9 protein-coding genes and 1 pseudogene are annotated in these 12,942 nt (G+C 59.5%); 9 read left to right on the top strand and 1 reads right to left on the bottom strand.

Features of this window, described 5'->3' with window-relative positions; genetic code table 11:
* Positions 1–37 precede the first annotated feature (37 nt).
* Both PSH84_RS21485 and PSH84_RS21490 read left to right on the top strand, forming a co-directional pair.
* A complete protein-coding gene (locus tag PSH84_RS21485) occupies positions 38–1,093 on the top strand; it encodes a hypothetical protein (RefSeq protein WP_305481771.1) in 1,056 nt (351 codons plus the stop codon).
* Between the two features lie 158 nt (positions 1,094–1,251).
* Positions 1,252–1,386: pseudogene (locus PSH84_RS21490) on the top strand (GntR family transcriptional regulator); the annotation flags it as partial.
* Between the two features lie 246 nt (positions 1,387–1,632).
* On the opposite strand, the gene PSH84_RS21495 reads toward PSH84_RS21490, so the two are convergent.
* Positions 1,633–2,229, bottom strand: a complete 597-nt coding sequence (locus PSH84_RS21495; protein WP_305467424.1) for a TetR/AcrR family transcriptional regulator — start codon at positions 2,227–2,229, stop codon at positions 1,633–1,635.
* A 510-nt stretch (positions 2,230–2,739) separates the two neighbouring features.
* Here PSH84_RS21495 and PSH84_RS21500 point away from each other — a divergent pair.
* From PSH84_RS21500 to PSH84_RS21530, 7 genes are all read left to right on the top strand, one after another.
* Positions 2,740–3,753, top strand: a complete 1,014-nt coding sequence (locus tag PSH84_RS21500) for an SDR family oxidoreductase (RefSeq protein WP_305481772.1) — start codon at positions 2,740–2,742, stop codon at positions 3,751–3,753.
* Between the two features lie 81 nt (positions 3,754–3,834).
* Entirely contained in the window at positions 3,835–5,355 is a 1,521-nt protein-coding gene (locus PSH84_RS21505) for a class I adenylate-forming enzyme family protein (RefSeq protein ID WP_122565805.1), read from the top strand.
* On the top strand, positions 5,345–5,956 hold the full coding sequence (locus PSH84_RS21510) for an HAD-IB family hydrolase (RefSeq protein WP_122565806.1): 612 nt from the start codon (positions 5,345–5,347) through the stop codon (positions 5,954–5,956). The genes PSH84_RS21505 and PSH84_RS21510 overlap by 11 nt, the downstream gene beginning before the upstream one ends.
* 3 nt (positions 5,957–5,959) lie before the next feature.
* Positions 5,960–7,723, top strand: a complete 1,764-nt coding sequence (locus tag PSH84_RS21515; protein WP_305481773.1) for an FAD-dependent monooxygenase — start codon at positions 5,960–5,962, stop codon at positions 7,721–7,723.
* 118 nt (positions 7,724–7,841) lie between these two features.
* Positions 7,842–8,921 carry an acyl carrier protein gene (locus tag PSH84_RS21520; RefSeq protein WP_305467429.1) on the top strand — a complete coding sequence of 360 codons (1,080 nt, stop codon included), beginning with the start codon at positions 7,842–7,844 and terminating at the stop codon, positions 8,919–8,921.
* 73 nt (positions 8,922–8,994) lie between these two features.
* Positions 8,995–12,405 (top strand): polyketide synthase family protein, encoded by a 3,411-nt coding sequence (locus tag PSH84_RS21525; protein ID WP_305481774.1) that lies wholly within the window; start codon positions 8,995–8,997, stop codon positions 12,403–12,405.
* 7 nt (positions 12,406–12,412) lie between these two features.
* Positions 12,413–12,940 carry an SRPBCC family protein gene (locus PSH84_RS21530; protein WP_305467433.1) on the top strand — a complete coding sequence of 176 codons (528 nt, stop codon included), beginning with the start codon at positions 12,413–12,415 and terminating at the stop codon, positions 12,938–12,940.
* Positions 12,941–12,942 lie beyond the last annotated feature (2 nt).

The raw sequence follows: 12,942 nt of genomic DNA on the forward strand, positions 1-12,942 counted from the left end.
CCTTTTTGCTCACGGATTTTGTTCACGGAGAGAACCTATGCCCGCTCCCCTTCAGATCCCCGCACACCCTGGGGAAAACCTGCGCCCCAGCACCCTCATCGCCGAGGACCTGCTAAACCCTCGCGGCCTCTGCCTGCAAGCCGATGGCAGCCTGCTGCTGACCGAAGCAGGCTCGGGGCTGCCCGACCAGCCCTTCAGCGGCCGTATCAGTCGATTGCGACCGGATCCGCAGCGGCCCGGTGCCTACCTGCCCCGCGAAACTCTGGCGCAAGGGTTTCGCGCCATGAACATGCAGGCGCGCATGCTGCGCGATGAAATCATGGGGGTGTCGGACATCGCCTGGGGTGACGGACGCTGCCTGGTCAGCCAGACCGATTACGTCGCGGGCTCCAAACTGTTGGACCTGCAATTCACACCGCCCGAGCCGGTCTTCCATAGCCGCGGCAACCTGAATGCGCTGTGCTACCACCCGACCCGCCGCAGTTGGCTGGCCGTCAAGCCCGATACCAATCAGTTGGTGGAGTTCGCCACGGGCCAGGAAGAGCACGTGTTGGCCCAACTGCCCGAGCTGGATCAAGGCCAGGAAGCCGTTCCCGTGACGCTGGTGTACGAACCGGCGACAGACGCGGTGCTGATCAGTCTGTTCTCGGGGGAACTGCACGGCGACCCGAGCCGCAAGGGCATCGACTTTGCCGAAAAGGCAGGCCAGGTGATTCGGGTCTGGCCCGCCAGCGCCGAGATCGACATCCTGATTCGCGGCCTGCAACTGCCCACCGGGCTGGCGCTGCGTCCCAACGGCCAGTTGCTGGTGCTGGAACTGTGCGAGCACCTGCAACAACCCCTGCTCTCCGACTGGCACGGCGAACCACTGCATGGCGGCTTTACCCGGTTCAGCGGGCGACTCTTGGGCTGCGACATGCAAACAGCCCAGGTCACGGTGCTCGCCCGCGGCCTGGATACCCCGTCCAACCTGTGCCTGTTACCCGATGCGGTACTGGTCAGCGAAGGCATGGGCCTGGTCGGACGCCCCTTGCCCACGCCCGATGAACGCGTGGTGCCGTTAAGCGGCAGGCTTCGTCGGGTGCAGCTCTGACAGCGACACCGGCCGGGTGCGCAGCCCGGCCGGTGGTCAAGGTGTCGTCCATCTTTTCCGAAAAGTGCTGTTCGGCAAACCGTGACCAGAGCTTGCTCCCGCTGGGGTGCGAAGCGCCCCTAAACCAAGCTGACGGGATCAACCTGGCACACCCCGATGCCGCGCTACTGGTCATGGAGCGCACGTCCTGTTTCACCGACGGCCGCTGTTGCGACCACACGACGTTTTCCATCCGCCCGGAACGCTATGCCTTCGTTCTCAGTGGGGTCTTCAAACCCTATCCGGGTAGTTGAGCAACCAGGCTCGGTCCTGACCCCGCATCGCTGCCAGCTGAACCACCGCTATCGCGAGCAAGCTCGCTCCCACAGGGGATCGGGGTGTTCATGAATTTTGTATTCAGCACTGGACCATCGTGGGAGCGAGCTTGCTCGCGATGACGGTTGCATAGTCAACATCGATTCATGGGGCCGTTGATCCTGGCAGCGCTGAATCAAATGCGGGACGCCAGTCGCTGACCAGTCAGCAATGATGGCGGAAAACTACAGAGGTTCCGCGGTCTGGATGAGCGAGTTCAACACCAGCTTTATTTCAATCGCCGGATCTTCATGCCCTTGTAATATCAAGCCTTCGGCCAAGGCAGTGAAGGTCTTCGCAAGCGCGGCATGTTCCAGCGGCGGCTTCTTGCCTGCATGGTTGAATATGATCGTAATCAACTTGCCCAAGGCCTCGCTGTTTTCCTCATGCAAGTCGTAGTAATGCTGTGAGAACTCTTCGTCACGCAGGGCGATCAGTTGCAACTCGGCATCGAGGATCGCACAGCGGGTATTGTTCTTCAGGGTGTCGATATAGGCATTCAAGCCATGGCTCAACTGCTCCGACGAGTACCCCGACGTCAGGGTCGTACTCAATCGGTCGATTTCAACGCGCTTGAAGCGTTGAGTCAGTTGCAGGAGCAAGTCCGATTTACTGGCGAAATTGGAAAAGAAGGCGCCTTTGGAAAAGCCGGCCTCCTCGGCAATGACGTTGACGCTGGCGGCATGAAAGCCTTTGCGGATCATCAGCTCAGTGGCGGTGTCGAATAATTTGTCTCTTGTTAGTTGCTGGCTCTCTTCTCGACCTAGTCTCTTTTTGATCACGCCCTCGGCTCCTTTGGCCAGTCAAAATATGCACCTATCTAAATGCGACGAAGCGGCTACTCACTGTATGGAATCCATTTTCGCCATCATATCTTATACGCGCCTCGCTCAATGATTTACATTTTAACTTTCATCAAGTGCCATGTATGTGCCATGTAACCGGAACAGCCTGGCAAGATGCGAGATGGATTATGCAGTCACCTTTTTCGCCCAGGGACAGGTGAGCCCAAACCGTCAAGGTCCATTGCCTGGCGAGCTGGATGGAACCGTTCCGGGCTTCCTCAAAGCAGCATTTCCCGGTACTCCACAACCCGCGGCAGCGTGGAAAAACCTGCGTGAGCCCCCGTTCAGAGCCATCAATTCGAGATCAATACTAAATACCGCTTGATTCTCAAATACCGAATGGTTTTTAATTGCGCCGTTGGTGAAGCCCAACGCCTGCCCCTGGCATCGCGTCCGTGACACGGATCTCGATGCAATGGCAGGTCATCTCACAGGAGCGGTATTTTAATGGAATATGCCTTCGTTACAGGCGCTACTGGCCTGCTCGGGAATAATGTCGTTCGTGCGCTGTTAAAACGAAACATCAAAGTAAAAGCACTGGTTCGTTCCGCAGAGAAAGCCAAGAAACAGTTCGGCGGCCTGCCCGTCGAATGGATCGAAGGCGACATGCTCAATGTCGATGCCTTCAGTCATGCCTTGCAAGGGTGCGACGCCTTGTTTCATACGGCGGCCTATTTCCGCGACAGTTACAAAGGCGGGAAACACTGGCAGAAACTGTATGACACGAATGTGACCGGCACCGAGCGACTGTTGCAAGCCGCCTATGCCGCCGGTATCCGTCGCGCCGTCCACACCTCTTCCATTGCCGTGTTGAAGGGCAATAAAGATCAAGTGATCGATGAAACCATGTCTCGCAGTGAACAGGAGGCTGACGATTACTACTTGAGCAAAATATTGTCCGAACAAAAGGTCCAACAATTCCTGGCGCAGCACCCGGACATGTTCATTGCCATGGTATTGCCAGGGTGGATGTTCGGCCCGGGGGATATCGGCCCCACTTCCTCAGGACAGTTCCTGCTCGACTTTGTCGGACAAAAACTGCCCGGCGTACTCCCCGGTAGCTTTTCCGTCGTCGATGCCCGGGATGTGGCCGAACATCAAATCGCAGCCATCACCCGTGGCAGGTCCGGAGAGCGTTACCTCGCCGCCGGCAATCACATGGATATGAAGAGCATTTTCCAGGCGCTGGCCAGCGTCAGCGGCGTAAAAGCCCCGGAACGAAAAGTGCCCTTGCTCATGCTACGAATCATCGCGCTTATCTATGAAGGTTATTACCGGATTACCAAGAAACCGGTACTCATCAGTACTTCCACAGTCAAGCTCATGGCGCAGGAACAAGGCCGTACGCATTTCAGCCACAAAAAAAGTTCAAGGGAGTTGGAATGCCAGTTCCGCCCCGTCGCTGAAACCCTGACCGATACCCTGGACTGGTATCGAAACAACAACTACACAGATGCTTGATTGAGACAATTCATATAAAGCCTGCCTCTGTAGTAATTTTTTTGACGCGTTCTATATCCAAGGATTGAAAGAGGTTGGTAAATGAAAAGCCTTTCATATAAAGAAGGTTTTCTGCATCGTTTTGTCGGTTTTTCGGAATCGTTCCCCGAGCAAGTTGCTATCCGGCACCTGGACACGGAAGAGGATACCGTCACTTATCGCGAGCTGCGCATCAAGGCCGAAGCCTGCAACGGTGCCCTGACGGCGCTCGGGGTATTGCCAGGCGATAAAGTAGCGCTGGTGCTGCCCAACGGGGTGGCGTTCATCGCTTACTACCTGGCGATTATCGGGCGGGGTGCCATTCCGGTCATCCTCAACTACAAGTTGACCCCTTTTGAAATGAACAGTGTGGTCAGCCTCGCCAGGCCGACCCTGGTGGTCACGACCGAAGCGCTATGGGTGCAACACCGCGAGGTATTCCAGCCGGACAACGGCGTCAAGCACGCCCTGGTGCTGGACGGTGGGAGCGAACCGTCATCGCCCCTGCCCGCCAATGCAACGGCCGCCTCTCAACTGCCTCAACAGCTCGAACCCTTGCTGTTGCCCGAAGGCAATCCGATCGTCTCGGTGCAGTTCACCTATCGAGGCCTCGGCAGGCCCTTGGCTGTTTCACACCGCTATCTCGACCTGACGCAATCGAGCGATGGGCTGCACGAACACTTTCACCTGCAAGGCGTCGGCTCCGTGCATCTGGTGACGCTGCCGCTGTATGCCATCTTCGGCCTGTCCGTGATGATGGTGTTTCCCTTGAGCGTGGGCGCCACCCTGCTCATGACCAACACCCTGCTCAACCGGGACCTGGCAGAAGTCCTGTCCGAGCATCAGGTCACCTTCGCCTGCCTGGTGCCTGACGTCATTCGCTACTTCAATACACGACTGGCCAAACGCAAAGGCGCGCGGTTGCCGTTGCACCCGCAACTGATGATCTACTCGGGCGGCAGCCACCTGCCGGCCGATGAAGCCGAGAAACTGGGCACGCTGCTGGGCTGCAACCCGGTACTGCAGGGCTACGGCTTGACCGAAAGCATGCCGGTGATCGTCCAGAGCTCGATTGGCCCGGTCCACCGCGGCGCCATGGGCCAGCCGATCAGCGGCGTGGAACTGCGCGTTGTCGATGCCGAAGGCCAGGACGTGGCACCCGGGCGCATCGGCGAATTGCTGATCCGCGGCGCGATGGTGATCGACGGCTACCACGATGCCGAGGACACCAATGCCCGGTTCTTCCGCGATGGCTGGTTCCACAGTGGTGACCTGGTCTGGCGGGACGACGATGGGCATGTGTTTTTCTTTTGCCAACGCCTGCGCATCTCGAAGATCAAGGCGCAGATGGTCGACCTGGTGGAAATCGAATCCATCGCCCTCAAGCACCCCGACGTGGTGCGCGCCAGGGCCTATATCGTCCCGGACCACAAGGACGTCAACGTGCTGCACCTGTGCGTCGAAGGAACCGGCGAGCTGACCCAGAACGCGCTGAGCACCCTGCTTTCGCGCTACCTATCGGGCTTCAAGCTGCCCAAGACCATCGAGATCATCTCGCTCAAGGAAGAGGCGCATGCACACTAACAGCACCCAACCGGTCCTGGCCGTTTTCGACTTCGACGGCACATTGACCGACCGGCACACGTTCTGGCGCTACATGCGCTATATCGTGGGCACCCGTTCGTTCTGGCTCAGGATCATTCCCCTGCTGCCCAAGATGCTCAGCGTGATCCTTGGCATCACACCGCTGATGCAAGCGCGCCTGGCCTTCATCGCCTGTTACCTGGGCGGCCTGTCGGTGGAGCAAGAACGCGAGCACGCCAAATACTTCATCAGCGAACAGCTGCCACTCTGGCTCAGGCCCGAGGCGTTGCGACGGCTGCAATGGCATCAATCCATGGGGCACATCACCGCGCTGGTCAGCAACTCGCCGGAAAACTACCTGATCCCCTGGGGCCAGGCCGCAGGGTTTGACTATGTGTGCGGCACGCGCCTGGCCACGGCAAAGAACAAACTGACTGGCGGGATAGCCGGTACCAACTGTGTAGAGCGAGAGAAAGTCACGCGGCTCAAGGGCTGCCTGAACAACCTGGATGATTTTTACATTTATGCCTACGGCGACTCATCAGGCGACGATGCCCTGCTCGGCATTGCCAACTCCCCCTTCTACAGAAACTGGTACTGATCGATGAACACGCTGAGCACGTTGGCCCCCAAGCATTTCAAGCGCCCCGGCAGCGCCCCCACCGTCATGATCGTCGGCGCCGGCCCTATTGGCCTGTCCCTGGCGATCATGCTGAAAAAATGGGGCGTGGCGTTTCGCATCATTGAAAAAAACGCCGGCCCCTCGACCGCGACCAAGGCGATGGCGATCCATTCCCGCACCCTGGAAATCTTCCGAGACCTGGGTGTTGCCGAACAAGCCATCAGCGACGGTTTCACGATCAACCAATTCTCCGTGCAGTCGAATGCCAAGCGGGTGCTGAACTACAACTTCTCCTACCTGGACGCGACCTATCCCCTGCTCTTGAGCCTGCCACAGCCGCAAACCGAGAAGATTCTCCTGGAGCGGCTGAAGGAACTGGGCGCAGAGGTGGAGTGGAACACCGAACTGGTGGACATCGAAAACCTGCCGAGCTCGGTGCGCATGACGCTCAAGCATGCCGACGGCACCGACGAAACCTTCACCAGTCGTTGGGTGGCCGCCTGTGACGGGGCTCGCAGCAACATCAGAAAACGCCTGGACATGACCTTCGAAGGTTCGTCCTACGATCGCTTCTTCATGCTCGCCGACGCCGATATCGAGTGGTCCGGAAGCAAGGACGAAGGCGCGTTCTTCCTGGGTGCCCAGGACGGTTACGTGGCCGTTGCGCCGATCAGCGCCCAGTCCCGTTATCGACTATTCATCGAAATGCCCTACAACCTGCCACCTGAAGGTGAGCGCCCGTCCTTGAGCCTGGAGAACTTCCAGCGCCTGTGCGAAGGACGTGGGCAAAAGATGACGCTGTCCAATATCTCATCGACCACCATCGCCTCGTTCCAGCATCGCCGCGTGCAATCGATGCAACAAGGCTCGGTGTTCCTGCTGGGGGACTCGGCGCACATCGGCAGCCCCATCGGTGGCCAGTGGATGAACCTGGGGGTTTCCGAGGCCTATAACCTGGCCTGGAAAATGGCTTATGTCGATCAAGGCTTGGCGGATCCGTCCTTGCTCGACAGCTACAACGAAGAGCGTTATCCGGTTGCTTTGGAAGTTGAAAACACCGCACACCGCCTGACGGGGCTGATTACCGTCCGGCGGCGCGCCCTCGTTTGGCTGCGTGACAATGTCCTGCCGCTGTTGAGCAACCGGAAAAAGGTCCAGCGCAAACTGCCATCGATGATTTCCGGTCATCAATATCACTACGAGAAAAGTGATTACATCCAAGAATCGCTGACAAAAAAGCAGCGCAACAACTGGAACAAAAAGGGGAAAAAAACCCAGTTCCAAACCGCAGCGCCTCGCGCTGGACAACTGGCGCCCGATGTCGAGTTGTGGCAACTGCAAGGGATGCCCACAAAACGCTTGATCGACCTGTTCCATGGAACGTTCACGCTGCTGATTTTCAGCGCGGCCGATCAGTTTTCGCCTTTATTGCCGGGCTATTACGCGTTAGCCGAGTCGGTGGAAAAGGACTACCCAGGCATCAAGGCCTATTGCGTGATCGACGCCCTGAGCAGCGCCGGCTTGCCGGCCTGGCACTCGACACTGCTGGACCCCGATTGGCGGCTGCACAAGCGCTACCAGGCCAAGGAAGGCACGTTGATGCTGATTCGTCCGGATGGCTACATCGCTTTCCAGGGCGCGGATGCAATGACACTCGTTACTTATCTGAACGTAAGGTCCGGGTTGCTCAAGGGCGCCAGCAAAACAATATCTTGCGAGACCGACGCAGTGGAACTCCAACTTTAAGTCGCTCCATGGCTACGGCCGATTTACTTCACTGATACAAACAAGGCCCAGTCCTGGGCCATGATTTTTGATCTTTCTTTTGTATAGAAATATCGACCGACTTGGTTAGGAGAACCTTATGCGCGTGCAACTTAACGATGTGGTGCAGGAATTCATTGTGTCCAATGGGAAAATAGCCCATAGCTATTTCTCTCTGTCCGAAAAAATCATTGATTCATTGTGCGAATCCAATATCGCCAAGGAAGCGATATTGCTGCGCGTGTTGGAACAGGCCGAATCCGTCACTGCCCACTATTTCAATGCTCATCAACAAGTTCTCGAGGGTGTTTATGCCCATGGGATCGAAACCTCCGTCAGCCAGAATGTCGCTGTGCTGGAGCCCGTTCACTCGAGCCCGACAATCCTGGCCCCGGTGCCTGCCACCGAAACCGTCGAACAGGCTGCCGCACTCAGCTACGGGCAATGGTTGCGCGGCGAAATCAGCACAGTCACCGGGTTCCAGGCACAACAGATCGACTTCGATCAAAGTTTCGAAAGCCTGGGGATCGACTCGCTGGGGCTGGTGGACATATTCGAATCCCTGGCCCAGCACTTCCCGGAAAAGAAAGACCTCACCTCGCAGCTATTCGATGCCTCTACCCCAACCGCCCTGCTGGCACGGCTGGAAGCCGATCCGCAGGCATCGGCGGTGGATGTCCAGGAGTGGGTATTGGATCAACTGGCGGCGATCACCGGCTTTACGGTTGAGCAGATCGACCCAACACACAGCTATGAAAGCCTGGGCCTGGATTCGCTGGTGCAGTTGGATTTCCTCGAATCAGTCGTCGCCCTGTGGCCACAGCTCAAGGCTCACAGCTCCGAGCTGGCCAATGCCAAGTTCCCGCAGGCAACCATTGCGCTGATTCAAGCCGCCCTGGCCGATTCCCAGCCGCAAGCGGCGCCCTCACCTGCCGCGACAGCCCCCCAAGAACAGGAAGAAAACCTGCTGCTCAACGCCCTGTCGCCGTTGATCCCCGACGCCGCGCAGTCGATCGATATCCAGACGCCTTTCGCCCAACTGGGTCTCAACGGCTTCGCCCGGGAAGCGCTCTGCCAATCCATGGCACAACGGTGCTCGGCCAGCGAGTTTGCCGGCGAAGCGCTGATGTCCCGTCGCACGCCCCAGGATGCCTTGGCCCTGCTGGCCAGGCTGAGCTAACCCCAGCAGCAATAGGAATGGAATCCGGGTGACAAACAGGTCACCCAGCATTTTGGCGATCAGGAGACAGGGTATGAGTGGCGCAGCAACAACAGCGGGCGATTTTTGCTTCAGCGCAATGGCGGGCGAGTTTCCGGGGGCACCGTCAACGGAGGCGCTCTGGCAGTTGCTCGCCCAAGGGCAGATCGCACCGATCGAATCGATGCCGACACGCTGGGAGGTGGACAAGGCGTCGATCTATTCAACCAAGGCCGGCGAGAAGGATCGTACCTACCTGGACAGCGCGTTTTGCCTGACCGACGACGCCTCGATCCCCTCCCGCCACGAAGGACGGCAGGTCGCCATCGGCCAGAAAGTGCTCCAGACGCTGTTGAGCCAACTCGCCGCGCAAGGCTCGCCACTGAGCGGCGAACGCACGGCGCTGGTGGTCGCGACATCCTGGAGTGACGAGAGCTATTTCGTCACCGGCCTGTCCGGAAAAACCGCTGCATCGGCGGGCTTTACACCGGGTGAACAAGTGGCGACATTGGCTGCGGCCTTTGCCTTGGGTGGGCCGGCGTTATCGGTGGACACGGCCTGCAGTTCGTTCCCCTACGCCCTGGACATGGCCCAGGCGCTGGTCAACAGTGGCCAGGCGGACAACGCGATTGTCATGGCCCTCAACACCGTGCTGCCACCGGCGCTGTTCCTGGGGTTCTCGCAGTTGACGGCGTTTTCCGCCCGGGCGCGGATGGAAGCCTTCGGCCAGGACGCCGACGGCATCGTGCCGGGCGAATGTGCGGTCGCGTTTCTGGTCGAACCCGTCGCCCTGGCCCTGACGGCGCAGCGCCGTCCCCTGGGCGTCTTGCGCGCCTTGGGCATGTCCGCCGACGGCGCCGAGGGCTCGGTATTCGCCCCCGGCAAACAGGCCCAGTATTCGGCTTACCAACGTGCCTATCGCGGCCTCGATCCAAGGGACGTGGACTACATCGAGACCCACGGCACCGGTACACCGCTGGGGGATGCGACGGAGCTGGCCTCGCTGAACAGCTTCTTCGCCCCCCATCGCCCGGACGGCGAGAAAATCACCATCGGTTCGATCAAGTCGGTCATCGGCCATCCCCTGGCCGCTGCCGGCGGCGCTTCGCTCGCCAAGGCCTTGATGATACTGCGCCACAAAGGCATTCCACCGCAGCCTGGCTACCGTCCCAGCACAAAGGTCGACGACACCTGCCTGCGACTTGCCACCCAGCAAGTGCAGCCCTTGGAAGAGCGTCCGTCGGCAATCCGGATTGGCATTTCCAGCTTTGGTTTTGGTGGCGCCAACGCGCACCTGGTGGTGGACGAATACCGGCCCGACGACCACCCCGCCGCAGCCCCCGCAACCACTTGCGGCGTGCTGATGCTGGACCTTGCCATTGTCGAGGCTGAAGCAGCGCTGGGCAGCCATCGCTCGTTGCAAGCATTCCAGCAGCAGCTCGAGCAACCCGCCGCCCCCTCGGTCATGTTTCCTTATGGGCGCTTCGTTGATTACACCCCGGCGCCCGGTCAGCCTTTGCTGGGCAAATTTCTCGCCCAGGACCACGTCATCGATATCGACGGTTTCGGCATGGGCCCCAAGCCGCTGGCCCATGTCGATCCGTTCAAGCTGTTGATCACCGATCGCGTCAATCACTTGCTGCGACGCTTGCCCGGCGTGGCCGGTTCGTCCGGCACCGCGATGGTGATGTGCTGCAACATGGGCGGCGAGCGCTTCAGCAACGCCTATAGCAGCGCCCACAACTTCTACTCCCGGACGCAAGGCGCGGCGCCGGGCGTCGAGGTGACTGACGTGGCGACCATGTTGCCGAACATGTTGTCCGGCTACCCGGCGCAGATTTTTGACTTCAAGGGTTTCCATCAGACCCTGGTCGGCACCGCGGGTCTGTTCTGGCAAACCTTGCTGGCCTCGCCGCAATGGTTCGACAACGGCATCACCACGCTCCTGCTCGGTGCCGGGCGTTTTTTCAGCGGCGAAATCGAGGTCGAGCGCGCTCGGTACAGCGCGATCCAGCAAGGTGAAGGACTGGGGTTGCTTGCGCTGCGTCGCTATCAACCGCAGGCCACTGAAAAACCCTTGCTGGTGATCCGCGCGGCGGTCCTCGCCCACGCTGCCGACTCGTTGGAAGAGGCTTGCCAACGGCTGGGCAAAGCACCGAGCGACTATCCGAACGTTGAAGTCTGCGAGTTGCAGCCCGTGACGACGCCTGCCAGCGGATCGCTGCAAGAGATCACCGGTTTCCTGGCTGAAGCCAGTGGCATCGAAACCCTGCTGGCAGTGATGTTACGGGGCGCGTCCCATACAGTGATCGAAGTGCGCGACGCCGGCAAGGCGGTGATGTGGCTGTTTACCGAGCAGCTTCGCCAATGGAGCCCGCCCACGACCGAGGTCAGCTCGCCCATCAAGCATCCGTTCATGTTGCGCTTTGCCCATTCGTCATCCCAGGAACTTCAACAGGTCATCACGCCTGTCAGCCTGGTTCGCGAGCCGCAGAACGATGGCGTCGACGTGCAGCAGCTCAGCGACATGCTCACCAGCACCCTGCTCTCCGGGCTGCGGGTTCGGGTACGCGCCATGGAAAGCCTGTTCGCCCTGCACCGTGGCGATACCGCCCAGCGCCCGTCACCCTGGCAGCGCAGCGCGGAACATAGCGTGATCGCCAACGCCCAGCGCAACCCTCAGTCGCTGCACGCCCAACTGGTGGTGAATGAAGCGCACCCGTACTTCTTCGATCATCCGCTGGACCACATCCCGGGCATCTTGCTACTGGAAGGCGTGCTGCAACTGCTCGAACTGGCCATGCCGCCGCTGAGCGGACGGGTCGCCTACATCAAGACCCTGACGATCAAGTTCCAGCACTACGTACAGAAGGAGGGCACGGTCGATCTGCACGTCGAACAAGGCCAGGATTCCCAGGTGTTCAATGCCAAGGTCATGCAGGCCGGGAAAGTGATGTGCACCTGCGTCCTCACCATGGCCTACAGCTCCGCGTTCGAGACCTCACCAGCCGGCGAATTCAGCGCCACGCCCTGCCGCGACAAGGCCCTGCTGCACAAGGCCAGGGCGCAAAACGTCATCGTCAGTGACATGAGCAGCGTCGCCCAGGGCCTGAGCGTGGACACCGTGAAACTGCCGCCGGAGCACTTCTTCCAGGCAGGCGATCCCCAGCACTATTCGATGGTGTATTTCCTCGAAGTGGCTCGCCAGTGCTACATGCAGATCGCCCACAGCCACCTGCGGATCCCGCTCAATACCCCGATGAACCTGCTGGCCTTGAGTTTCACCCTGGATCGGCCCATCCCCAGGAACAGCCCGCTGTCATTGGCGCCGCAAGCCGGTTTCGATACTGCGCTCCAGGCCTTCAAGACCAACCGCATCTATATCGACCTGTTCAACCGGGGCGAAAAAATCGGTCAAGCCAGTATTACCGCCCAGGTGCTGAGTCAATCGGCGCCGGCAGCCTGAGCCTTGAATGGATCTGCCCACCCCGCATGACCGTGCCCCCCACAACCAAGGTGTCGCCGTGAACGATGTCAACGTGCAAGTCATAGTCAAATCGCCCCCTTCCGAAATCTGGAAGCTCTGGAGCAATTTTCCCGACGCGCCGCTCTGGGATACCGACGTCCGCCAGTGTCAACTCGACGGTCCGTTCCAGGCGGGAACCCGCGGCCGATGTGTCCTCAAGAATGGCTTGACGATGCCCCTGAAACTGGATGCCGTGAGCCCGTATGAAAGTTATCGCAACAGCGCCCGGCTGCTCTGGATCGACCTCGAATTCGATCATCGGATGCGCAGGCTCTCTGCCGATGAAACCCATGTCATCCATAGCGCGAAGATCTCGGGGCCGTTGAGTTTCCTGTACCGCGGGCTGCTGCGTAAAGCGCTGGCCACGGCGATGACCACCGCCCTGGACAACCTGTGCAGGCTGGCTGAACAGCGGGCCATTGGCGCATCGGTGCGCGAAAGAACCGCGACGCCTCGCCCAATTCCGATCCGTTAATT

Source organism: Pseudomonas beijingensis (genome assembly GCF_030687295.1).
Lineage (GTDB): Bacteria > Pseudomonadota > Gammaproteobacteria > Pseudomonadales > Pseudomonadaceae > Aquipseudomonas > Aquipseudomonas beijingensis.

Coding starts and splice junctions, on each gene's coding strand:
- PSH84_RS21485 (WP_305481771.1), top strand. CDS start 38: ATGCCCGCTCCCCTTCAGATCCCCGCACACCCTGGGGAAAACCTGCGC.
- PSH84_RS21500 (WP_305481772.1), top strand. CDS start 2,740: ATGGAATATGCCTTCGTTACAGGCGCTACTGGCCTGCTCGGGAATAAT.
- PSH84_RS21505 (WP_122565805.1), top strand. CDS start 3,835: ATGAAAAGCCTTTCATATAAAGAAGGTTTTCTGCATCGTTTTGTCGGT.
- PSH84_RS21510 (WP_122565806.1), top strand. CDS start 5,345: ATGCACACTAACAGCACCCAACCGGTCCTGGCCGTTTTCGACTTCGAC.
- PSH84_RS21515 (WP_305481773.1), top strand. CDS start 5,960: ATGAACACGCTGAGCACGTTGGCCCCCAAGCATTTCAAGCGCCCCGGC.
- PSH84_RS21520 (WP_305467429.1), top strand. CDS start 7,842: ATGCGCGTGCAACTTAACGATGTGGTGCAGGAATTCATTGTGTCCAAT.
- PSH84_RS21525 (WP_305481774.1), top strand. CDS start 8,995: ATGAGTGGCGCAGCAACAACAGCGGGCGATTTTTGCTTCAGCGCAATG.
- PSH84_RS21530 (WP_305467433.1), top strand. CDS start 12,413: ATGGATCTGCCCACCCCGCATGACCGTGCCCCCCACAACCAAGGTGTC.